This window comes from Peribacillus sp. NPDC046944 (assembly GCF_050272735.1).
Taxonomy (GTDB): Bacteria; Bacillota; Bacilli; order Bacillales; family DSM-1321; genus Peribacillus.
In genome coordinates this window covers 261,583-285,816 of sequence record NZ_JBNNML010000003.1, presented here as the reverse complement: position 1 = coordinate 285,816, position 24,234 = coordinate 261,583, and the positions used below count along the sequence as shown (strand labels likewise).

Genomic DNA, 24,234 nt, shown 5'->3' with positions numbered 1-24,234 from the left:
ATACTTAAATTGACAGCCGTTTGTAAATGAATCATAATAGATATGGTTATGCTTTTTTTTGGAAAAAAGCATAAAGAACTGTGCCTTTTTTCTCAAACTAAAGAGCAAACAAGATCATTCATGAAAAAATAAACAGTTATTTATACTCCAAGAACAGGCGTAATAAAGAAAGGGGCCTACTACATAATGGTAAAAAGAAGCAGAATCGTTGCGTTTTTTCTAATTGTTCTTTTGATTGCCGCAGCGATGGGAACGACTTCAAAAGGAATCCTTGGGAACATCAAGCTTGGTCTTGATCTTCAAGGCGGTTTTGAAGTGTTATATGAAGTAAAACCGCTTGCCGGTGAAAAAATCACCCAGGATGTTTTGAGCAGTACAGCGAGCGCGCTCGATCGGCGTGTCAATGTATTGGGGGTCAACGAACCTATCATTCAAATTGAAGGAAATGATCGGATCCGTGTTCAGCTAGCGGGTATCCAAGATCAAAATAATGCCAGGGAAATTCTTTCGACTCAGGCAAAACTATCCTTCCGTGACTACAATGATAAGGAAATGATGACAGGGGCTGACCTGAAAGAAGGCGGCGCAAAGCAAACGTTCCAAGATAATAAACCTGTCGTTGAAGTCACATTGAAAGATGCAAACAAGTTTAAAGAGATCACTGAAAAGATTTCTTCCATGGAGAGCCCGACGAATGTACTGGCTATCTGGTTGGATTTTGAAGAAGGAAAAGATTCCATTAAAAAAGTAGATTCACAGGACAATATGATTTCAGCACCAGCTGTCAGTGAAGTCTTCAGTACAAATAAAGTATTCATAACGGGTCAATTTACAGTAGAAGAGGCAAAAGAGCTTGCTGGGTTATTGAACGCAGGTGCCCTGCCCGTTGACTTAAAAGAAGTGTACTCCACTTCCGTTGGGGCCCAATTTGGTGAAGGGGCTTTGAATGATACTATTTTTGCCGGCATCATCGGAATTGCACTTATTTTTATCTTCATGCTTGTGTATTATCGCTTCCCAGGCTTCATTGCGATCGTCACATTGAGCATTTACATTTTTTTAACGCTATTAGTCTTTGATTGGATGAATGCGGTTCTTACGTTACCTGGTATAGCGGCTCTTGTACTCGGTGTTGGGATGGCAGTCGATGCCAATATCATCACCTATGAGCGAATCAGGGATGAGTTAAAACTTGGACGATCTGTGAAGGCAGCATACACAGAAGGTACGAAAAATTCACTTGGCACAATCATGGATGCTAACTTGACGACATTGTTGGCCGCAGCCGTACTATTCTTCTATGGGACAAGCTCGGTTAAAGGATTTGCCACAACGTTGATCATTTCCATCTTAATGAGTTTTGTCACCGCCGTATATGGTACGCGTCTTTTCATGAGCTTATGGGTGAAAAGTGGGTTCCTGGACAAACGGAAATCTTGGTTTGGCGTGAAGAAAAAATACATTCACAATCTATCCGAGAAAATCGATTTAATGTCATTGCCAACTCGCTTTGATAAAATCGACTTCGTAAAACATCGGAAAGTCTTTTATAGCATTTCAATCGGTGTTACGCTCATCGGGATCATTTTCTTGTTCGTATTCAGATTGAATCTGGGCATTGACTTTACCAGTGGTACCCGTATTGAAATCGCTTCGAAAGAGGCACTTACGACTGAACAGATTAAGACGGAGATGGACAAGTTCGATATTGAAGCGAAGGATATCAGGCTTGCCGGTACAGATGATAAAAATGCTGTCGTTCGTACGGTCGGTGTCCTTGATAAACAGGAAATCGCTGAATTGAAGGACCACTTCAATAAGGATTATGGTGCCGAACCTAATGTCAGCACCGTTTCTCCTACAGTCGGAAAAGAACTTGCTAAAAATGCGATGATTGCTTTATTGATCGCATCACTTGGCATCATCCTTTATGTATCCGTACGCTTTGAATGGCGGATGGCTTTACCGGCTGTTGTAGCCCTAATACATGATGCATTCTTCATCATCACGATATTCAGCTTGCTTCGCCTTGAAGTGGATATCACATTCATCGCAGCAGTCTTGACGATTGTGGGTTATTCCATCAATGATACAATCGTTACTTTTGACCGTATCCGTGAGAACTTACGATTTAGCCGTAAGGTCAAAACGGTCGAAGAGCTTGAGAATATTGCCAATATCAGTATAAGACAAACGTTGACGAGATCGATCAATACGGTCTTGACCGTTCTTGTGACAGTTGTGGCGTTAGCGATATTCGGAAGTGAAGCTATTCGAAACTTCTCGATTGCTTTATTTATCGGTTTATTATGTGGCGTTTACTCGTCCCTATTGATTGCTTCTCAATTCTGGCTCGATTTAAAAATCAAAGAATTGAAGAAAAAAGGACCATTGAATACAGCAAAAGAAAAGAAACAGAGTATGGAAGGTCAAGTTTAATAACTAAGAGGGGGCTGGCATAATTGCCGGCCTTCTTTTTTTTCTGAACAAGAAAGTCTATAATATAAAATTGAAACCAAACTTGTGATTTTGTATAATAAGTAGGTTAAGGGGTGAATGCATGTTAAAGCCAAAAACTCGATGGAACGTAAAATCCGTCGATGAAAATAAAGTAGCTATACTAGCCGAAGAGCTTCATATCACACCTTTGGTTGCGACATTACTAGTGAATAGGGGCCTAGATACCATTGAAAGTGCCCGTTCATTTCTATTTGTAAAAAATCAAACTTTCCATGATCCGTTTTTAATGAAAGATATGGATAAAGCGGTATATAGAATAAGAGAAGCGATACAAAATAAAGAGAAAATCAGGATTTTCGGGGACTATGATGCGGATGGTGTAACGTCCACGACGGTCATGATGACGACATTGACTAAATTAGGTGCTGATGTCGATTTTTACATTCCCAACAGGTTTACGGAAGGATATGGACCGAATCCAATGGCTTTCCGCCTGGCTGCAGATCAAGGCGTTAAGGTGTTAATAACCGTCGATACGGGAATCTCTGCTGTGGAAGAAGCGAAGCTGGCAGCTGAGCTAGGCATGGATTATATTTTGACCGACCACCATGAACCAGGTCCTATCCTGCCTGAAGCACTGGCCATCATCCATCCAAAGCTTGAAGATAGCGCCTATCCTTTTAAAGACCTTGCAGGAGTGGGGGTTGCGTTCAAACTGGCCCATGCTTTACTTGGCGAAATGCCCGAGGATCTGCTGGAAATCGCGGCAATCGGTACCATTGCCGATTTGGTCCCTTTACAAGGGGAGAACCGTCTGATTGCTGCGAAAGGAATCGAAAAGCTGCGGTTGACCAAACGACCAGGGCTCGTAGCCTTGATGAAAGTGGCGAATATCCAGCAGGAGGCATTGAGTGAAGAATCAATCGGATTTGGGATGGCGCCTCGAATCAATGCCGTTGGCCGCCTTGGAGATGCCGATCCGGCCGTCGATTTACTGATGTCGGATAATTTGGAAGAAGCGACCGAGCTTGCTGTGGAAATCAACGATATTAACAAAGAGCGGCAAACGATGGTTGCATCGATGGCTGAAGAAGCCATTCGGGAAGTGGAGGAAAACTATCCGCCTGAGACCAATGGTGTCCTTATCATTGGAAGGGAAGGGTGGAATGCGGGGGTTGTCGGGATTGTAGCCTCTAAGCTCGTTGAACGTTTTTACCGACCAACCATCGTATTAAGTTTTGACCAGGAAAAAGGACTTGCAAAGGGATCGGCCCGGAGCATTTCCGGCTTCGACCTTTTCGCAAGCCTTTCAACCTGTCGGGAACTATTGCCTCATTTCGGTGGCCATCCTATGGCTGCAGGGATGACATTGAAAATCGAAGACGTTCAAGAGCTTCGGGACCGTATGAATAAGATTGCGAACGAACAACTTAACGAAGAGGACTTCACACCGATTACCAATCTGGATGGGGCGACGACATTGGCTGAAGCCTCCATTCAAACGATCCAGGAAATGAGTTTGCTTGCTCCCTTCGGTGTGACGAACCCTAAGCCGAAGATTTTAATAGATTCCGTTCAGCTTGCGAGCGTCCGCAAAATTGGCACGAACCACAACCACTTGAAGGTTCAGCTTGAGGATAGCGAGAATCATAAACTGGATGGGGTAGGGTTCGGCCTTGGACATTATATGGAAGAGATTGCCCCACACGCAAAGGTTTCCGTTATCGGTGAACTTTCCATCAATGAATGGAATAACATCAAAAAGCCGCAAATCTTTGTGCAAGATATAGAAGTCAATCATTGGCAACTTTTCGACTATCGAGGCAAGGGACAAGCTGATAAATGGCTGGCGGACATTCCGGCACATAACCGGAAGATCGTTATCTTCTCTGAGGAAACCCTTAAAGCCTATCCATTTCTACAACAACATCCTGACCTTGTCCATATAGAGGACGAAAAGGATGCCTTGGAACTGGAATGTCATGAAGGCCATGTCGTATTCATGGACATGCCACCGCTGAGAAACCTGTTGAAACAGGTGGTTGAAAATAAAAAACCAGCACGAATCTATGCTCATTTTTCTCATGTGCAGGATCATTTTTTGAGTACGCTACCGACGCGTGACCACTTCAAATGGTTTTATGCATTTCTTTCCAAAAAGGGCCCGCTCGATATAAAAAGGTATGGCGATGACCTTGCCAAATACCGCGGCTGGTCAAGAGATACAGTGGATTTTATTTCTAAGGTGTTTTTTGAGCTTGATTTTGTTACAATAGACAATGGATTAATTATGCTCACGACCAACCCGAAAAAACGCGATTTCAGTGAATCTGTTTCGTTTATAAGAAAGAAAGAACAATTTGAGCTCGAGCAAGAGCTAGTTTATTCTTCCTATCAGCAATTATTCGATTGGTTCAATCATATATTGATTCATGAGGCAATAGACCTTGAGGAGGAAACAAAGCAATGGATTTAAAGCAATTTGTAACGATTGTGCAAGACTGGCCGAAACCGGGTGTTATCTTCAAAGATATTACAACATTAATGGATAATGGTGCCGCTTATAAATACGCAACAGATCAAATCGTGGAGTACGCCCGCGATAAGAAGATTGATTTAGTTGTTGGACCTGAAGCGCGCGGATTCATTATCGGCTGCCCAGTCGCATACTCTTTGGAAGTGGGATTTGCACCAGTACGAAAAGAAGGTAAGCTTCCACGGGAAACAATCAAAGTCGAATATGGTTTAGAATATGGAACGGATGTATTGACAATCCATAAAGATGCTATTAAACCGGGCCAACGCATTCTAATCACCGACGATTTACTTGCTACTGGCGGTACAATCGAAGCGACGATTAAATTAGTAGAAGAACTTGGTGGAATTGTAGCGGGAATTGCATTCCTGATTGAATTAACAGACCTAGATGGAAAAGATAAATTAGAAGGTTATGATGTTTTAACATTAATGACATTCTAAAAACAAGGGCGCTCTGACCAGAGTGCCTTCTTTTTTTTATCATTTTCAGTGATTTTGTCGAATTTCCAATGAAAAAAAGAAGCATTCTAAAGAAAATACACGTTTAACCCTTTACATCCTTGCATTTTTTTTCGATAATAGTAATAATAAAGAGTTTTTCTTCTACTAAATCAATTTGCACATGTATCCGTTTAGGCGGATTTATTTTTTTAGCAAATAATGTAGGTTTTTGTTGAAAGAAGGAAAGTGTTACCAATCATACTCAATCCGGACGGAAAAGTATCCGGTGGCAGTTAAAGTGGGGTTAAGGTGATTAAATGGCTAATGATCAAATATTGACTGCCGAGCAGGTTGTAGAACGGGCCAGCTTATATCTTCAGCCGGAAGAAGCTGAATTTATTCATAGAGCGTTTAAATATGCAGAGCATGCTCACCGAGAACAATTCCGTAAATCGGGGGAGCCGTATATTATTCATCCGATTCAAGTCGCTGGTATACTGGTGGACCTAGAAATGGATCCTGCAACTATTGCCGCAGGTTTTTTACATGATGTTGTTGAAGACACGGAGATCACGCTAAAGGATATCGAAGAAAATTTCAGTCCTGAAGTAGCCATGCTCGTCGATGGCGTAACCAAATTAGGGAAGATCAAATATAAATCACAGCAAGAACAACAAGCGGAAAATCATCGGAAAATGTTTGTTGCAATGGCTCAAGATATTCGGGTCATTTTAATCAAGCTAGCCGATAGATTGCACAACATGCGGACGTTGAAGCATCTTCCACAGGAAAAGCAGAGAAGGATTTCGAATGAGACCCTGGAAATCTTTGCACCGCTTGCACACCGTCTAGGAATTAGCACGATTAAATGGGAGCTGGAAGATACCGCACTAAGGTATTTGAATCCGCAACAGTATTACCGCATCGTCAATCTCATGAAGAAAAAGCGTGCGGAGCGCGAAGAGTATTTAGAAGAAGTTATTGAAGAAGTGCGTAAGAATGTTACGGAAGTCCATATAAATGCCGACCTTTCCGGCAGACCGAAACATATTTACAGCATCTATCGGAAAATGGCTCTCCAAAACAAGCAATTCAGTGAAATTTATGATTTATTAGCGGTACGAATCGTGGTTAACAGTATCAAGGATTGCTATGCAGTCCTGGGGATCATCCATACATGTTGGAAACCGATGCCTGGCCGATTCAAGGATTATATTGCAATGCCAAAGCCGAATATGTATCAATCGTTGCATACGACGGTAATCGGACCAAAAGGCGATCCGCTTGAAGTGCAGATCCGTACATCGGAAATGCATCGCATTGCCGAGTTCGGGGTAGCCGCTCACTGGGCTTACAAAGAAGGCAAGGATGTCGGTGAACAGCCGTCCCTAGAGGAAAAATTGACATGGTTCCGGGAAATCCTAGAATTCCAAGATGACGCTACAAATGCCGAAGAATTCATGGAGTCCCTGAAAATCGATCTTTTCTCCGATATGGTGTTCATTTTCACACCTAAAGGCGATGTAATTGAGCTTCCTTCAGGATCTAATCCAATTGACTTTGCTTACCGTATCCATTCCGAAATCGGTAATAAAACGATAGGTGCCAAAGTGAACGGGAAAATGGTACCGCTGGATTATAAGCTGAAAACAGGTGACATCATTGAAATCCTGACTTCGAAGCATTCATATGGACCTAGTCAGGACTGGCTAAAACTTACCCAAACGTCCCAGGCGAAAAATAAAATCCGCCAATTCTTCAAAAAGCAGCGCCGCGAAGAAAACATTGAAAAAGGCAAAGAGCTGGTTGAAAAAGAAATCAAGGAAATGGAATTTGACCTGAAGGAAATCCTGACTCCCGAAAACATTAAGCGCGTGTCGGATAAATTCAATTTCCTTAATGAAGAGGACATGTATGCAGCAGTCGGCTACAACGGGATTACAGCCCTTCAAGTAGCCAATCGCCTTACTGAAAAATGGCGTAAGCAGAAAATGGTCGAGCAAGAAGCGGACATCACAGAAGCGGTTTCAGATCTCAAAACCTTCCCTAGCTCATCGAAAAAACGTGACTCTGGGGTTCGTGTACCAGGCATTGATAATCTGCTCATACGTTTATCAAGATGTTGCAATCCGGTCCCAGGCGATGAAATTGTCGGCTATATTACCAAAGGACGTGGAGTCTCCGTTCATAGACGAGACTGCCCTAACTTGGAAAGTGGCGAATCGGATCACCGTCTGGTCCCTGTTGAGTGGGAAAGCAGCATAAACGATCGCAAGGAATACATTGTTGAGATTGAAATCAGCGGATATGATCGACGAGGCTTATTGAATGAAGTCCTGCAAGCGGTCAATGAAACTAAGACAAATATTTCAGCCGTTTCAGGTAAGTCAGACCGTAATAAAGTGGCCACCATCAATATGTCCATTTACATTCATAACATTGCCCATTTACAAAAGGTCGTCGTCCGTATAAAACAAATACCAGATGTCTATTCCGTAAGAAGGATTATGAACTAAGGAGTTTTATCACTATGCGTGTTGTTTTACAACGTTCCAAAGCTGCCAAGGTCGTTGTGGCAGACAAAACAATTGGTCAAATTGATAAAGGGCTCGTGCTTTTAGTCGGAGTCACCCATGGGGATACCGTGGCTGACGCCGTCCAATTGGCTGAGAAAATTGTCAATCTTAGAATATTTGAAGATGAAAATGAAAAGATGAACCATTCACTACTGGATGTTGGTGGTTCGATCCTTTCCGTTTCACAATTCACCTTATACGGCGATTGCCGAAAAGGCCGTCGCCCGAACTTCATGGACGCCGCCCGTCCTGATGAGGCGAAAGCTTTATATGATCTATTCAATGAAGAGCTACGCAAACGTGGCGTCCATACCGAAACAGGTGAATTCGGTGCCATGATGGATGTTCAGCTCACCAATGATGGTCCAGTAACGTTGCTATTAGAAAGTAAAAAGTAAATCCCTGCATTGTGCAGGGATTTACTTTTTTGTATTCAAGAAAAGGGAAAAGCCGAGGCCCCACATATTGGAGTCTCGGCTTTTCATCATTTAAAATACCTTGCCAAACCATTATAGATGGCAGAGGTGACAGTTTCTTGGTATTCGTTCGTTGTAATCGTCAATTCGTCGACAGGGTTACTTAAGTAACCTAATTCAATCAGTGCAGCGACTCGTTTGTTTTCACGGATTACATGATAATCCCCAAACCGGTACCCGCGATTAGGCACCTGCATGGTGGAACCGAGTGAATGGGCTATGGAAGAGGCCAAGGCCTGCTGATAGCCGTGATAATAATACGTGGTTATCCCACTTGTGATCTGATCGATGGTGCTATCATAATGGAGGCTGATGAATGCATCGGCATTATGAATATGAGAGATGTTGACACGTGATGGAAGAGCCACATACGTATTGGAGCTTCTTGTTAGGATGACTTTTGCACCAGCGGCCTGAAGCTTGTCCCGAAGCAACTCAGCCGTCTGGATGGTCAAGTTCTTTTCAAGAGTACCACCAACTCCGATTGTCCCGCTATCGCGGCCTCCATGGCCTGGATCAATGATGATGACTTTATCTTCTAAATATTTTTCAACACCTGGTCGTTTAACTTGATCGGCGTTGCCCTCCACTTTAACAATCCAGCCTGCTACATATGCGGTTTCCCCATTCTTAAGCTTAATGGAGTACCAATCTCCCTCCATGCCAAGGACGTGGAAGGTTTCACCCGCATTAACTTGTCCAACGATGTCGGAGCCCGTATTCGGTTTACTTCTAAGGATGGTGCCGTCATGTATGGTTGTGATGTTAGTACCTTTGATAGGATGGTTCGTTTCCTTGGACGTTTGTTCCTCATTCTCAATTTCTAGGAACCAGCTGACGACCCATCCTTTTTTTGCGTCGGAAAGTTGAAGCTGTGTCATTTGTCCTTTTTGTTGGAGAACTGGATAAGTCTCATCCTTATTGACCGAACCGATGACTTCGCTATTCAAAGAATCTTTTTTCCGCACATTTAAACCTGTGGCGGTTATTCTTGCTATGGCCGTGCCTGCCGTGATTTCCTTGGTAACGTCTTTATCCTTGCCAATTTCTATGTATGATTCAGCGACCCATCCTTTTTTGCCTTGAAAGTTAATTTCAGCCCATTCATTATTGATTTGATAAACGGTGACCGAAGCACTCTTATTCAGCTTACCTAATGAGGCACTGTTTTTGGATGGTTCTGAACGGACATTAAGGTTGTCGACCATGACGAAACCGGTTTTCAGGTTCTTTCCCGATTCTTCCTTAACATCTTGATTCACCTTGTTCTCTGCTGAAGAAGAAGGAAGCTGAATATAGTCAGCTGCGACCCATCCCTCGATGTCACCTTTTTTAATTTGGACCCAATTTTCATTCTTTTCCATTATGTCCACTGGTGTACCTTTTGATAATGTACTTACCGTTTGGAATGTGGTGCCTGGACCAAAACGGACACGGACGGAATCGCCGGTAATGGTACCTTGACCAGTTTTCATCCTGACTTGACCCGACTCCGTATTTCTTTCCACAAGCCAATTGGCCACCCAGCCTGTCCTACCGGTACCAATCCGTATTTCGTACCAATCATCTTTTTCACTTACGATTTCATATTTGTCGCCCTTTGAAAGCCTTTTGACGATAGGGTAACTAAGGCCCGCACCTTCACGGACATTGACCACCTTTGACGTCACGATAATTTCTCCTTCACTTTCTCCAAGTACGTGTTGTACCGGTGAAAAAGCCGTCATCATCAGCAACAGGGCAAGGGCAATGAATCCTGGTTTCCTTTTCATGGCTGTCTCTCTCCCTTTTCCGTCTATCTGTATCTATTCTCGTTCAATAAAAAATTTCCCTCTTTATTATGCAAAAAAGATTTATTTTTGGAAAGACTAAATCATATCTAAACGATGGAGGGGTACAAATGAAATTCAGCGAGAAGGCCCAAACGACATTAAATGGAGGCAATCAAGTATTAGGCGTCGATTTTCATGATTTCATCCAAAAGGAACAAACTGCAAATCTTGTTGAATTAGCATCCGAATTCGAAGTGAACGTCCGGACAATCAAAAACTTGAAAAAGAATCTCAATCAATGAAAGTTTCGACAAATTTCTCAAGGAATCTTGACATTTGAAGGCAACGTCCGTATGATTATACAATATCAGAACTATTACTGTAACAACCAATGATGGAGAAGAGTAATTAAGAAACACATGAACAAGAGAGGAAATGCCGAGGCTGAAAGCATTCCACATGATGACTTAATGAAAGAACCCTCCGTAGGTTTCACTCTGAACGATTTCACTAGTAGGAGATGGACGTAAGCAGGCGTTAACTGCTTTTAAGCGGAGGCACGTATTTATTGTGTTTCAACTAGGGTGGCACCACGGGATATTCAACTCTCGTCCCTTGTAACGATTATGTTACAAGGGACGGGAGTTTTTTGTTTGGGATAAAATGGCGTTTGCTGTAAAGGAGGAAATAATTATGTCGATTCAGATTCCAAGAGGGACACAGGATTTACTGCCTGAACAAACGGAGATTTGGCAGTATATTGAAAAGACTGCGCGCGAAATTTGTCAACGTTATCAGTATAAAGAAATCCGTACGCCGATATTTGAACATACGGAATTATTTTTGCGGGGTGTAGGGGATACGACCGACATCGTGCAAAAAGAGATGTATTCATTCCAGGATCGCGGCGAAAGGAATCTGACGCTTCGTCCTGAAGGAACAGCTTCTGTCGTTCGTTCATACATTGAGAACAAAATGTTTGGTTGGGCGAATCAACCGGTCAAACTTTATTATATCGGACCTATGTTCCGGTACGAACGACCACAGGCAGGACGTTTCCGCCAGTTCGTTCAATTTGGGATCGAGGCTTTGGGCAGTAAGGATCCTGGCATTGATGCAGAGGTTCTTTCATTGGCCATGAGTCTGTACAAGGCACTTGGATTGAAAAAACTGAAATTGGTCATTAATAGCTTAGGGGATAAAGAAAGCCGGACAGCGCACCGCAATGCTTTAATCCAGCATTTCGAGCCACGCATCGGCGAGTTCTGTGGTGATTGCCAGCAACGCCTGGAAAAAAACCCACTACGTATTCTTGATTGTAAAAAAGACCACGATCATGAATTGATGCAAACGGCACCTTCCATCATTGATTATTTAAATGAGGAATCACGTATCTATTTTGAAAAAGTGAAGCAACACTTAACAAATTTGGACATCGAGTTTATCGAAGATCCAACACTTGTTCGCGGCTTGGATTATTACAATCATACAGCTTTTGAAATCATGAGTGATGCCGAAGGATTTGGAGCCATCACGACTCTATGTGGTGGAGGACGTTATAACGGTCTTGCCGAAGAGCTTGGCGGTCCGGAAACGCCAGGAATTGGTTTTGCCCTTAGCATCGAGCGTCTCATTGCTGCGCTTTCAGCGGAAAATGTTCAACTTCCGATTAAGAAAGGCATCGATTGCTATCTTGTTTCATTAGGTGAAGCGGCTAAGGATTATAACGTCAAACTTGCCTATCAATTGCGTAATGCTGGATTCAAAGTCGAAAAGGACTACCAGGACCGTAAAGTAAAAGCCCAATTTAAATCAGCTGACCGTTTAGAAGCGAAATACGTGGCGACTCTCGGAGACGATGAATTGGCAAACAATAAAATCAGTCTAAAGTTCATGGAAACGGGCGAACAGGTCCAAATGGACCTAGCTACATTCGTTGAACAATTTAAAAAGCTACAGGCTTAAGGGGGAAATACCATGTTTGGCAGAACATACTTCAATGGAGAAGTAACAGAAGCAGCAATTGGTGAAAAGGTTACATTAAAAGGATGGGTACAAAAACGTCGTGACCTAGGTGGAGTCATCTTTATCGACCTTCGTGACAGAAGCGGAGTCGTACAAGTCGTTTTCAATCCGGATATCTCGGCAGCAGCCTTGGCAACCGCTGAAAAAATCCGTAATGAATACGTTCTTGATATCCAAGGAACGGTCATCAAACGTGATGAGGCGAACATCAACCCAAACGTGACAACAGGTACGATTGAAGTTCAAGCGGAAAGCGTAACAATCTTGAATGAAGCAAAAACACCTCCGTTCATCATTGATGAAAGAACGGAAGTCTCAGAAGATATCCGTTTGAAATATCGTTACCTGGACTTACGTCGTCCGGCAATGTTCGAAACGTTGAAAATGCGTAACCAAACGACTAAAGCAATCCGTGATTTCTTGGACGGAGAAGGATTCCTTGATATCGAAACACCGATTTTAACAAAGAGCACACCAGAAGGCGCACGTGATTATTTAGTACCAAGCCGTGTCCATGATGGTGAATTTTACGCCTTGCCACAATCTCCACAGCTATTCAAACAGCTGTTGATGGTATCTGGCTTCGAACGCTACTACCAAATTGCCCGTTGTTTCCGTGATGAAGATTTACGTGCTGACAGACAGCCCGAATTCACGCAAATTGATATTGAAACTAGCTTCATGAGCCAGGAAGATATCATTAAAACGGCTGAAAACATGATGGCAAAAGTCATGAAAGACGTAAAAGGAATGGACGTTACCCTTCCATTCCCGCAAATGACGTATAACGAAGCGATGAGCCGTTTTGGTTCTGACAAACCGGATACACGTTTTGCAATGGAATTGAAAGACGTATCTGAAATCGTGAAAGATAGCGACTTTAAAGTATTTACAGGAGCTATAGCGAACGGTGGACAAGTAAAAGCAATCGTCGTTAAGGACGGAAATGCAGACTATTCCCGTAAAGATATCGATGCATTGGCAGAATTTGCAGCGATTTACGGCGCGAAAGGCCTTGCTTGGTTGAAAGTCGAAGAAGACGGCGTAAAAGGACCAATCGCTAAATTCTTCGCTGAAGATCAACAACAACTAGTAGCTGCAGTGGAAGCGGAAGTAGGAGACCTTATCCTATTTGTTGCTGATAAAAAAGGAATCGTAGCGGATGCACTTGGTGCACTTCGTAACAAGCTTGGTAAAGAAAGAGGCTTGATCGACGAAAGCAAATTCAACTTCCTATGGGTTACAGACTGGCCATTATTTGAATATGATGAAGACGAAGGCCGCTACTACGCAGCCCACCATCCATTCACAATGCCATTCCGTGAAGACTTGGATATTCTTGAATCCGATCCAGCCAATGTCCGCGCACAAGCCTATGACCTTGTATTGAACGGATACGAGCTTGGCGGTGGTTCATTACGTATTTTCGAACGTGATGTTCAAGAAAAAATGTTCAAAGTACTTGGATTCACTGAAGAAGAAGCAAAAGCACAATTCGGCTTCCTAATGGATGCCTTTGAATACGGAACACCTCCACATGGCGGAATTGCCCTTGGATTAGACCGTATGGTGATGTTGCTTGCGGGTCGTTCAAACCTTCGCGATACCATCGCGTTCCCGAAAACAGCTAGCGCTAGCGATTTGCTTGTAGATGCTCCAAGTCCGGTAAGCGACAAGCAATTAGCAGAACTAAGCATCAGATTGGCTGCAAAGAAAAGTAAGTAAATTGGTAAAAAATGATAAATTATACCTAGATGCTTTCTCTTGAAACAGAGCTAAGTGATATGCTATGATGATTTCAACAAGTAAGAGTCCTGATGTGTTCGTTCTTTAACCTATAAGTTTTGACCGAACACTTATAGTTACCGGGAGCACTAGTTTCCAGGCCGCGTAAATGCCTCCTTCGTAGAGGACTTACAAATGCAAGGAACCGAGCACCCACCTGCGGAGAGCGGGTTCAAAACAAAGGCATAAACGGCACAATTGGGACTCTTACTCATAACAAAGCAACTCATGTTGAGAAAACATGGGTTTTTTTGTGTGCTTTGGATATTGACTGATAAAAGAGGCGTTTTGACCGATAAATGTATTCATTTGACCGATAAAAGTGCTGATTTAACCGATAAAAACACAAACGGACCGATAAAAGACGTGCAGAACCCTTTTTGCAGGATTCCTCAGCAGACATGTCGAAAAAAGCATGGAAGGAGAGTGATGAATTGATTAAAAAACCATGCAAGAAGCCAATTAAGATGCTCAAACTAGAAGCGTTGACGAGGAGGCTACCTGAACACCATCCTAAGCATCACCTTATAACGAGTGATTATCGAAAAATACGGACGGGCCATAAGGGAGAACGAGCAATTGGTGCTGAGTTAGCCTATCTATCAGGGGGATTTTACATCTTTCATGATCTGCGATTACAGCATGACGCAACCCGTTTTTTTCAACTGGATCTATTGCTTTTGTCCAAAAACGTAATGATCATTATAGAGGTGAAAAACTTTGCCGGTTCACTTTATTTTGATCGACTTTATCCTCAATTGATCCGTACGAAAGACGGGCAGGAACAAGCCTACCTTGACCCGCTTCTACAGGTGAATATCCAGAAATCCCGCTTAACCGATTGGATGAGGCTTCATAAATTCCCGGAGATTCCGATAGAAACTCTCATTGCCAATGCCAACCCGAATGCCATCATCAAAACTACGCCTGGGCACACTTCGATTTTCAACCAAATTACTGGTAAAGAAACCCTCAACGCTAGAATACGAACCCTTGAAAATAAGTATCCTTCCCATTTACTGACGCAAAGGCAATTCAACAAACTTTCTAATAGCTTCCTCCAAAAAAACACCCCGCTCAATCAGAATATCCTACACGTGTATCAAATCCCTGAAACTGAATTATTGAAAGGTGTCCAATGTCCGGAATGTATGGCTCTTCCCATGAAACGCGGGCGGGGAAAATGGATATGCCCTTCATGTTCACATAGCTCAAAGAATGCTCACTTACAAGCATTGCATGATTATGCCCTCCTTTTCCGTCCTACGGTAACGAATAAAGATGTGCGTTCGTTTCTGCAAATTGAATCAGGAACGGTTGCCAATCGTATCCTGTCAGGAATGAAGGTCGATCATTACGGATCATATAAAGGGCGAGAATATGTTCTTGAATGGGAGGTTGACTGATATAAAGTGAGTTTTGACCGATAAATGTATTCAATTGACCGATAAAAGTGCAAAATTGACCGGTAAAAACATCAAACCGACTGATACCCGCACTATTTATGGAACATTCCGTGATGTACGTTCGTAAATTATGAGTAGGAGTATAAATCTTTAGCGAGGATAGAAAGTAGTGAGGGCTTTGAAGGACTTATTGCACGCGAAAAGGAAAGAAATGCTCCAATTATTGGAGCAGCTTGTGAATATCGATAGCGGTTCTTATACAAAAAAAGGCATTGATGAAATCGGAGCGATTTTAAAAAAGAAATTTGAGGATCTTAATTTTCTTGTGACGGTAATTAAACAGGAGAAATATGGCGATCATTTAGTCATCCAGCACCGTGAAGCAATGTCTCCGCATATTCTCATTGTTGGCCATATGGATACCGTTTTTTCGGAAGGGACGGCGAAGAAACGTCCGTTCAAAATGGTGGGTCTGCGTGCATATGGGCCAGGTGTTATTGACATGAAGGGAAGCTTGGTCGAGCTTCTATATGCGATTTTTTGCATGAAGCTGACTGGACAAACCGGCTATAAACATATACAGATCATCCTAAACAGCGATGAAGAGATAGGGTCGCCATCGTCTGCCGCGCTCATTTCGGAAAAAGCCAAGGACAAGAAGTTCGCGCTTGTGTTAGAGCCAGCGAGAGCAGATGGTTCACTTGTCACCGCGAGAAGAGGTTGCGGCCAATTCAAGGTGGAGGTTGTAGGAAAATCTGCACATTCTGGGGTTGAACCGGAAAAAGGTCAGAGTGCGATTGAAGAATTGGCTCATAAGATTCTCGCCCTGCATCGGTTAACGGATCATCAACTAGGCATCGGCGTAAATGTTGGAATCATAGAAGGCGGGGTGGCGGTCAATACAGTTGCACCCCATGCATCAGCTTTAATAGATGTGCGAATCTCGAAAAGAAACCAGGCGCAGTTCGTCTGTAAGCAAATGAAGGATATCTGTGCCCAAACGTTTGTAGCGGGAACAAAAACTAGCCTGAGCGGTAAGATGGACCGGCCGCCCATGGAAAAGACGGAGAAAACCACCGTCTTATTGGAAATCATCCGGCAAGCGGGTGAGGAAATGGGCATCACAATCACCGATACGGAAACGGGCGGAGGCTCGGATGCGTCGTTCCCCTCTGAATTAGGGATCGCAACGATTGACGGACTCGGACCGATTGGAGGCCATGCCCATAGCGAAGATGAATATTTAGAGATAGAAAGCCTGTTAGAACGCACACTCCTATTAGCCACCCTGCTCGAAAAATTGTCTCGAATGAACTAGCCTGCCAATTCCGATAAAACTGGTCATATTTGCTTGTCATCCCCGATGTTTATGATATATTGTTAATTGGGAACACAAATAAGATCAGAATTTATTGGAGTTGAAAATATATGCTGCATCAGTTTTCACGAAATGAACTAGCGATTGGTAAAGAGGGCATGGACCGGTTGAAAAACACGACGGTCGCTGTCCTTGGTGTAGGCGGAGTAGGTTCTTTTTCAGCCGAAGCGTTGGCACGTACAGGTGTTGGCCGGATTATCCTTGTCGATAAAGATGATGTGGACATCACAAATGTAAACAGACAGATCCATGCGCTTCTTTCGACTGTGGGTCAGCCAAAAGCCGAATTGATGAAAGCGCGCATCCAGGATATTAATCCGGAGTGTGAAGTCATCGCCTTGAAGATGTTTTATACAGAAGAAACCTTCGAGGAATTCTTCAGTTATAATCTCGATTATGTCATCGATGCATCCGATACGGTCATCTACAAAATGCATGTCATGAAAGAGTGCCTGAAACGAAATATCAAGATCATCGCAAGTATGGGTGCCGCAAATAAAATGGATCCAACCCGCTTCCAGATTGCCGATATTTCCAAAACACATACCGATCCGCTTGCGAAAGTCATCCGCACAAGATTGCGTAAAGAAGGCATCACAAAAGGAATTCCGGTTGTATTTTCCGATGAAAGCCCAATTGTGATACGTGAGGATGTCCGGAAAGAGGTCGGTAATGATGAGGCGAAAATCCGTAAAGCTCAAATGCCTCCATCTTCCAATGCGTTCGTTCCATCTGTAGCCGGCTTAATTGCGGCAAGCTGGGTCATCAATGACCTATTAAAAGATATTGAAGTTCGTCGTGTTAACGATTAATAAGCGGTAAACTGACTCTGATCTAGGGTCAGTTTTTTGTTTTGATAATTACATATATTTACTATTTTACCGAAAAATATAGACAAACTACCTAGAATGAGATACATTATTTTCAGAATATTCTTTTTGTTTTCTAAAGAAAAAGGGGGTTTCAAATGAAAAAGAAAAAGTTAGCAGGCATGGTTCTATCACTATCATTAATCGCAGGGGCACTGGCAGGTTGCAATGGTGACTCGAAAACCAGTAGTTCTGGCGGAGGATCATCCAGTTCAGAAGACACCATAAAAATTGGTGCCAACCTTGAATTGTCAGGTGGGACGGCCTCATTTGGTCAGTCTGCAATGGATGGTTTGCAATTGGCCATCGATGAAATCAATAAAGAAGGAATCAATGGTAAGAAAATTGAAATTAAAAAAGTGGATAATAAATCGGATGCAGCAGAAGCAACGAACGGTTCGATTAAACTTGTCAGTCAGGATAAAGTAGTGGCGATTGTAGGATCCGCTACAAGTACAAACACGTTAGCACAAGTTCAAGTCGCACAGGATAACAAGATTCCTCTACTTACACCAACCGCAACAAATCCCGATATTACGAACAAAGCTGGAAAATTGAATGATTATGTGTTTAGAACGTGCTTCATCGATCCATTCCAAGGAACCGTTGCAGCCAATTTTGCAACAGATGAAGTGAAGGCGAAGACCGCTGCCATTTATGTTGACAGTGCAAGCGATTACTCAAAAGGACTAGCTGCAGCCTTTAAGGAAGCCTTTACGAAAAATGGAGGGAAAATCGTTTCGGAAGAAGCCTATGTGACAAAAGATACTGATTTCCGTGCGACATTGACTCGTATCAAGTCCGCAAAACCAGAATTCGTATTTCTTCCAGGTTACTATGAAGAAGTCGGTCTGATCTTGAAGCAAGCTCGGGAAAATGGAATGGACCTTCCGTTCATGGGTGGAGACGGCTGGGATTCACCAAAAGTCGTGGAAATTGCCGGAGCAGAAGCTTTGAAGAACACCTATATCACTAATCACTATTCGCCGGAAGATGAAGACGCTAAGATTCAAGATTTCGTTTCAGCATTCAAAGCGGAATACAAGAAAACACCTGATGCTTTTGCTGCATTAGGCTATGACACTGGTTACTATTTGGCTGATGCCATTAAAAGAGCCGGAGATCCAACATCTGAAAATATCAGAAAAGCATTAGAAGAAGTGAAGGATTTCGAATTAGTATCAGGAACCTTGAACTTGGATGAAAACCATGATCCGATTAAATCGGCCACCATCTTGGAATATGTGGATGGTAAACAAACCTTTAATACGAAGATTGATCCGTGATCTCGCTTGATTCAAAGGGACCGCCATATGGCGGTCTTTTTGTTGTAATGACCAGCAGAAATACATGAATATTTATATAGTATTATACAATTTCGAAATAGAAATCTGTATAAAAGATACGCGCTGGATGTAGGTGTAAAAACCTATCAGGATACTCGAGAATAGAAAATTAAGGAAATGATAAGGTTGGATGTTACTAATGACGGAATAAAAAACGACTGATGATAAACATAGATTTATAACATTGAAATAACGAAACTCTTTGATTTTTCTCTGTTAAAAACGATGATGGCATATATCAATATAATAATAGCTTGCAAAGGTCTATGAGATATAGACTATTGGACAAAATGTTCATGCATTTTACGTCTAGACGTGGTGAAAATTATGCGGTACACTATTTTCAAAATATTTATTAAATTGTAAATATTTATATTTATCTATTATTTAGACAGCGTATTGAATAAATATTCATGCGCCACAAATAAAGATTACAAAATAGGGGGTTCATTATGAAAAAGAAGAAATTAGCAAGTGCATTTCTTTCGCTATCACTAGTAGCAGGGGTATTGGCAGGTTGTTCCGGTTCGGACTCTGCTTCAACAACAAAAAAGGGTGAAGAGGGAGACACGATTAAAATCGGGGTGAACCTTGAATTATCAGGGGGAGTTGCTTCTTACGGACAATCGATTTCAGAAGGTCTCAAGCTTGCGACTAAAGAAATTAACAAAGAAGGCATTGATGGAAAAAAAATCGAACTTATACCAGTTGATAATAAATCCGAAGCGGCTGAAGCGACAAGTGGTGCCATAAAGCTGACTTCTCAAGATAAGGTGACAGCAATCGTCGGTGCCGCAACAAGTACGAATACAATCGCACAGGTGCAGATTGCCCAGGATAATAAGGTTCCGGTCATCTCTCCTTCTGGGACAAGCCCAGAAATCACATATAAAGATGATAAATTGAATGATTATGTTTTCAGAACAAGCTTTATCGATCCTTTCCAAGGAACCGTGGCAGCGAATTTCGCCACTAGCGAAATCAAAGCAAAAAGCGCAGCCATCTATATTGATAGTGCAAGCGATTATTCAAAAGGGTTAGCGGCAGCCTTTAAGGAACAATTCGAAAAAAATGGTGGAAAAGTTGTAGCGGAAGAAGCTTATATTGCCAAGGATACTGATTTCCGTTCTACACTGACTCGCCTGAAATCGGCAAAACCGGATTTCATCTTCCTACCAGGCTACTATGAAGAAGCTGGATTGATCGTTAAGCAGGCTCGTGAAACAGGTCTTGACGTTCCATTCATGGGCGGCGATGGTTGGGATTCTCCTAAACTAGTTGAAATTGCTGGTGAGAAGGCTCTAAATAATACATTCATCACCAACCATTATTCTTCAGGTGACCCTGACGAAAAGATCCAGAACTTTGTGTCGGCATTCAAGGCTGAATACAAAGACAAATCCCCTGATGCTTTTAACGCTTTAGGCTACGATACTGGCTACTTCCTTGCCGATGCCATTAAACGTGCCGGATCTTCGGATTCGGATAAGATCAAGGATGCTTTGGAAAAAACAAAAGATCTTAGCCTTGTGACGGGAACATTTACATTAGATGAAAAACACAATCCAATCAAATCCGCTACGATCCTTGAGTTTAAAGAAGGAAAACAGGTATTCAATACAAAAATCAATCCTGAATGATCTGGGAAAGGTTTTAGCCTTCGCCGGCCCTTCTTCGATTAGAAGGTGCTGGCGACTTCTCATTTTTTACCCACTGAAAAAATAGACGTGCCGCATTATAAAATTAGATTTTTCAAGGAGAGTCGAATATGGAATTGGTACAACAGCTAATAAATGGAGTTTCACTCGGTAGCATTTATGCCCTTATCGCTCTCGGATATACGATGGTGTATGGAATTGTTAAACTGATAAACTTCGCACATGGTGACGTCTTCATGGTCGGATCATTCGTTGGTTTCTACTCGATAACGGTTTTGGATCTGTCGTTTGTGCCAGCCCTCCTCATTTCAATGACGGTCTGTGCACTCTTTGGCGTATTAATTGAACGGATCGCATACAAGCCATTGCGCAATGCAACGCGCATTGCCGCTCTTATAACCGCCATCGGTGTTTCCCTTTTGATCGAATATGGATTCATCTATGTCCGTGGTGCACAGCCGGAAGCTTATCCGAGTGATGTATTGCCTTCGGATAAAATCAATATATTCGGTGCTTCGATAAACAGCCAGTCGGTATTGATCTTTGGCGTAGCCGTCGCATTGATGATCGTTCTACAAATCATTGTTCATAGAACGAAAATCGGGAAGGCGATGCGTGCCGTTTCTTTCGATGCAGATGCGGCTAAGCTGATGGGGATCAACGTCAATAATACGATTTCAGCAACATTTGCAATCGGTTCCGCATTAGCGGGAGCAGCAGGGGTCATTTTTGGTATCTATTATATAAAAATCGAGCCTTTGATGGGAGTGCTCCCAGGGTTGAAGGCATTCGTAGCCGCGGTGCTTGGTGGAATCGGAATTATCCCGGGTGCGATGGTCGGAGGATTATTGCTTGGAGTCATCGAGGCTTTGGTCAGTGCCGCTGGCTATTCATTATGGCGGGATGCCGTAGCCTTTATCGTACTGATTCTTATCTTGATTTTCATGCCACAAGGCTTGTTCGGTAAAAACAAAAAAGAAAAAGTATAAGGGAGACAAAGCTATGACTACTTTTAAGCGAGCTAAAGGTTTTTGGCTCTCGATCGTCCTATCACTGATCTTTTTCGCCGTGGTCCAGGTACTGATCGGCGGCGGTTCTTTGAATCCTTTTTATCAAAATACGCTCATGTTCATCGGGATCAATATTATTTTGGCAACGAGCCTTCATTTAATCATCGGGATTACCGGTCAATTTTCAATCGGACATGCCGGCTTTCTGGCCGTCGGTGCATACGCTTCAGCGGTCGTTACCATGAAGTTGCAAATGCCGTTTCCCCTGGCATTGATTATAGGTGGGTTGGTCGCAGCGCTTGCCGGTTTGGTCATTGGGATTCCAAGCTTACGTCTTAAAGGGGATTACCTGGCAATCGCGACCTTGGGATTTGGAGAAATCGTCCGGATCGTGCTCTTGAATATTGACTATGTAGGCGGGGCAAGCGGAATGCAAGTATCGCATTTGACTACATGGCCATGGGTGTTCGGTTCCGTACTAATCACGGTCCTTGTCATCCGGAACTTTACAAGTTCGACACATGGAAGGGCCTGCATCTCGATCCGTGAGGACGAAACGGCAGCCGACTCGATGGGGATTAACACAACCTATTATAAAGTTGTCGCGTTTGCAATCGGTGCTTTCTTTGCTGGAATCGCTGGAGGGTTATATGCCCACAACTTCTATATTATCCAACCGTCGAACTTTGGGTTCTTGAAATCATTCGATATCTTAATTCTAGTCGTACTCGGTGGACTTGGAAGCTTATCCGGTTCCGTATTGGCAGCTATCCTTCTTACGGTCGTCACGACATTCCTGCAAGACTATCCAGAAACAAGAATGATCATCTACAGCCTTGTTCTGATTGTGATGATGATTTATCGTCCACAAGGCTTGATGGGAACGAAAGAAATAACGTCCATGTTCAATCGTAAAGGAGGCAGCAGCCATGGCAACAACAAAAACACCGCTGCTTAAAGTCGACTCGGTCGGCATCCAGTTTGGAGGGCTTAAAGCGGTATCCGATGTTAACGTCGAGTTGTATCCGGGGGAATTGGTCGGTTTAATCGGACCGAATGGAGCTGGGAAAACGACATTTTTCAACCTATTGACTGGGGTTTATGTCCCGACTGAGGGCACCATTTCCCTAGACGGGGAAAACTTAAGGAAACGTCCGCCCTATAAAATCACGCAAAAAGGAATCAGCCGGACGTTCCAGAATATCCGTTTGTTCAGTGAACTTTCGGTGATTGATAACGTAAAAGTAGCCTATCATTCTCTTTCGAAACATAGCATTGTCAGTTCCATCTTGCGTTTCCCCACCCATTTTAGAGGGGAACAGGAAATGGAGGAAAAGGCCATTGAATTCCTGAAGATCTTCAATCTGGATCGATACAAGGATGAAAAGGCGAAAAACCTGCCGTATGGTCAGCAAAGGCGCTTGGAAATTGCCCGTGCCCTTGCCGCTAACCCAAAACTGCTCTTACTCGATGAACCGGCGGCCGGCATGAATCCCCAGGAAACACACGAACTCATGAAATTGATTGCGCTAATCCGTGAGAAATTTGACTTGACCGTGCTGTTGATTGAACACGATATGCCTCTTGTCATGGGTGTATGCGAGCGTATCTATGTGCTCGATCATGGCCAGTTGATCGCTCAAGGAAAGCCGGAAGAAATACGTAACAATCCAAAAGTCATCGAGGCCTATCTGGGCGAGGAGGTTTCATAATGTTAACAATCGAGGATATTAACGTATATTACGGGAACATACAGGCATTAAGGGGTGTCTCCCTCACAATCAACCAAGGTGAAATCGTCACCCTGATTGGGGCGAACGGAGCAGGTAAAAGTACGATGCTCAAGACGATTTCCGGCTTATTGAAACCGAAACAAGGAAAGATTCTTTATGAGAATCAATCAATCGGTGGCAAACCTGCCCAATCGATCGTGAAGATGGGAATCTCGCATGTCCCGGAAGGACGCCGTGTTTTCGCCAACATGACGGTGGAAGAAAACCTTCAACTAGGTGCTTATTTACGAAAAGACAAGGCAGAGATCAAAAAGGATATGGAAAAGGTATACGAACTATTTCCACGCTTGCTTGAGAGACTTAAGCAACAATCGGGAACCCTTTCTGGCGGAGAGCAGCAAATGCTCGCCATGGGTCGGGCCCTTATGGCAAAGCCGCGTCTGCTCTTATTGGATGAGCCTTCGATGGGACTTGCACCGTTACTGGTAAAACAGATTTTCAGCATCATAGAAGAAATCAATAAAACGGGTACGACGATTCTGCTTGTCGAGCAAAATGCGAATCTTGCATTATCCATTGCAGATCGAGCGTATGTAGTGGAAACGGGCCGCATCGTCCTTTCTGGTCAAGCTGAGGAACTAACGGCGAGTGAAGAAATAAAGAATGCCTATTTAGGAGGACACTGAAACCGCATTGCGGTTTTTTCTTTTGATAAAAATGGAAATGATTCATATTGACTAGATGAAAAGATTAGTAAATCT

At 43.0% G+C, this 24,234-nt stretch carries 18 protein-coding genes, 1 other RNA gene and 1 other annotated feature; of the genes, 18 read left to right on the top strand and 1 reads right to left on the bottom strand.

The window, feature by feature from the left end:
• The first annotated feature begins 186 nt into the window (after positions 1-186).
• From secDF to dtd, 5 genes are all read left to right on the top strand, one after another.
• Positions 187-2,439, top strand: a complete 2,253-nt coding sequence (gene secDF, locus ACQKIC_RS07035; protein WP_402958227.1) for a protein translocase subunit SecDF — start codon at positions 187-189, stop codon at positions 2,437-2,439.
• A gap of 121 nt (positions 2,440-2,560) precedes the next feature.
• On the top strand, positions 2,561-4,936 hold the full coding sequence (recJ, locus tag ACQKIC_RS07030) for a single-stranded-DNA-specific exonuclease RecJ (protein ID WP_402986421.1): 2,376 nt from the start codon (positions 2,561-2,563) through the stop codon (positions 4,934-4,936).
• Positions 4,927-5,439: an adenine phosphoribosyltransferase gene (locus tag ACQKIC_RS07025; RefSeq protein WP_402869819.1), complete on the top strand. Its 513-nt coding sequence runs from the start codon at positions 4,927-4,929 to the stop codon at positions 5,437-5,439. The genes recJ and ACQKIC_RS07025 overlap by 10 nt, the downstream gene beginning before the upstream one ends.
• Before the next feature lie 317 nt (positions 5,440-5,756).
• Positions 5,757-7,955, top strand: coding sequence for a RelA/SpoT family protein (locus tag ACQKIC_RS07020; protein ID WP_402869817.1), 2,199 nt, complete (start codon positions 5,757-5,759; stop codon positions 7,953-7,955).
• Positions 7,956-7,969: 14 nt separating this feature from the next.
• Positions 7,970-8,413 carry a D-aminoacyl-tRNA deacylase gene (gene dtd / locus ACQKIC_RS07015; protein WP_402869815.1) on the top strand — a complete coding sequence of 148 codons (444 nt, stop codon included), beginning with the start codon at positions 7,970-7,972 and terminating at the stop codon, positions 8,411-8,413.
• Between the two features lie 86 nt (positions 8,414-8,499).
• On the opposite strand, the gene ACQKIC_RS07010 is transcribed toward dtd, so the two are convergent.
• The gene (locus ACQKIC_RS07010) at positions 8,500-10,263 is read right to left on the bottom strand and encodes an SH3 domain-containing protein (protein ID WP_402986418.1); all 1,764 of its coding nucleotides are present in this window, start codon (positions 10,261-10,263) and stop codon (positions 8,500-8,502) included.
• Between the two features lie 128 nt (positions 10,264-10,391).
• Here ACQKIC_RS07010 and ACQKIC_RS07005 point away from each other — a divergent pair, with 128 nt between their 5' ends.
• The 13 genes from ACQKIC_RS07005 to ACQKIC_RS06945 all read left to right on the top strand — a co-directional run bounded on the left by ACQKIC_RS07005 (position 10,392) and on the right by ACQKIC_RS06945 (position 24,159).
• Entirely contained in the window at positions 10,392-10,565 is a 174-nt protein-coding gene (locus tag ACQKIC_RS07005) for a hypothetical protein (protein WP_402869812.1), read from the top strand.
• Positions 10,566-10,645: 80 nt separating this feature from the next.
• Positions 10,646-10,882: a binding site (T-box leader), on the top strand.
• Between the two features lie 74 nt (positions 10,883-10,956).
• Positions 10,957-12,228 (top strand): histidine--tRNA ligase, encoded by a 1,272-nt coding sequence (gene hisS / locus ACQKIC_RS07000; protein ID WP_402986416.1) that lies wholly within the window; start codon positions 10,957-10,959, stop codon positions 12,226-12,228.
• A gap of 12 nt (positions 12,229-12,240) precedes the next feature.
• A complete protein-coding gene (gene aspS / locus ACQKIC_RS06995; RefSeq protein ID WP_402869808.1) occupies positions 12,241-14,013 on the top strand; it encodes an aspartate--tRNA ligase in 1,773 nt (590 codons plus the stop codon).
• Positions 14,014-14,096: 83 nt separating this feature from the next.
• Positions 14,097-14,282: non-coding RNA, 6S RNA (ssrS, locus tag ACQKIC_RS06990), on the top strand.
• 225 nt (positions 14,283-14,507) lie between these two features.
• The gene (locus tag ACQKIC_RS06985) at positions 14,508-15,479 is read left to right on the top strand and encodes an NERD domain-containing protein (protein ID WP_427590548.1); all 972 of its coding nucleotides are present in this window, start codon (positions 14,508-14,510) and stop codon (positions 15,477-15,479) included.
• Between the two features lie 211 nt (positions 15,480-15,690).
• Positions 15,691-16,797 carry a M20 family metallopeptidase gene (locus ACQKIC_RS06980; RefSeq protein ID WP_427668581.1) on the top strand — a complete coding sequence of 369 codons (1,107 nt, stop codon included), beginning with the start codon at positions 15,691-15,693 and terminating at the stop codon, positions 16,795-16,797.
• 110 nt (positions 16,798-16,907) lie between these two features.
• Positions 16,908-17,669, top strand: coding sequence for a tRNA threonylcarbamoyladenosine dehydratase (locus ACQKIC_RS06975; protein ID WP_402958245.1), 762 nt, complete (start codon positions 16,908-16,910; stop codon positions 17,667-17,669).
• 155 nt (positions 17,670-17,824) lie between these two features.
• The gene (locus tag ACQKIC_RS06970) at positions 17,825-19,012 is read left to right on the top strand and encodes an ABC transporter substrate-binding protein (protein ID WP_402958247.1); all 1,188 of its coding nucleotides are present in this window, start codon (positions 17,825-17,827) and stop codon (positions 19,010-19,012) included.
• Between the two features lie 512 nt (positions 19,013-19,524).
• Positions 19,525-20,712 carry an ABC transporter substrate-binding protein gene (locus ACQKIC_RS06965; protein WP_427590546.1) on the top strand — a complete coding sequence of 396 codons (1,188 nt, stop codon included), beginning with the start codon at positions 19,525-19,527 and terminating at the stop codon, positions 20,710-20,712.
• Between the two features lie 128 nt (positions 20,713-20,840).
• Positions 20,841-21,719, top strand: a complete 879-nt coding sequence (locus tag ACQKIC_RS06960; RefSeq protein ID WP_427590545.1) for a branched-chain amino acid ABC transporter permease — start codon at positions 20,841-20,843, stop codon at positions 21,717-21,719.
• A 13-nt stretch (positions 21,720-21,732) separates the two neighbouring features.
• On the top strand, positions 21,733-22,698 hold the full coding sequence (locus ACQKIC_RS06955) for a branched-chain amino acid ABC transporter permease (RefSeq protein ID WP_427590544.1): 966 nt from the start codon (positions 21,733-21,735) through the stop codon (positions 22,696-22,698).
• Positions 22,670-23,452, top strand: a complete 783-nt coding sequence (locus tag ACQKIC_RS06950; protein WP_402958253.1) for an ABC transporter ATP-binding protein — start codon at positions 22,670-22,672, stop codon at positions 23,450-23,452. Before ACQKIC_RS06955 ends, ACQKIC_RS06950 begins: the two co-directional genes overlap by 29 nt.
• A complete protein-coding gene (locus tag ACQKIC_RS06945) occupies positions 23,452-24,159 on the top strand; it encodes an ABC transporter ATP-binding protein (RefSeq protein WP_402869791.1) in 708 nt (235 codons plus the stop codon). The genes ACQKIC_RS06950 and ACQKIC_RS06945 overlap by 1 nt, the downstream gene beginning before the upstream one ends.
• Positions 24,160-24,234 lie beyond the last annotated feature (75 nt).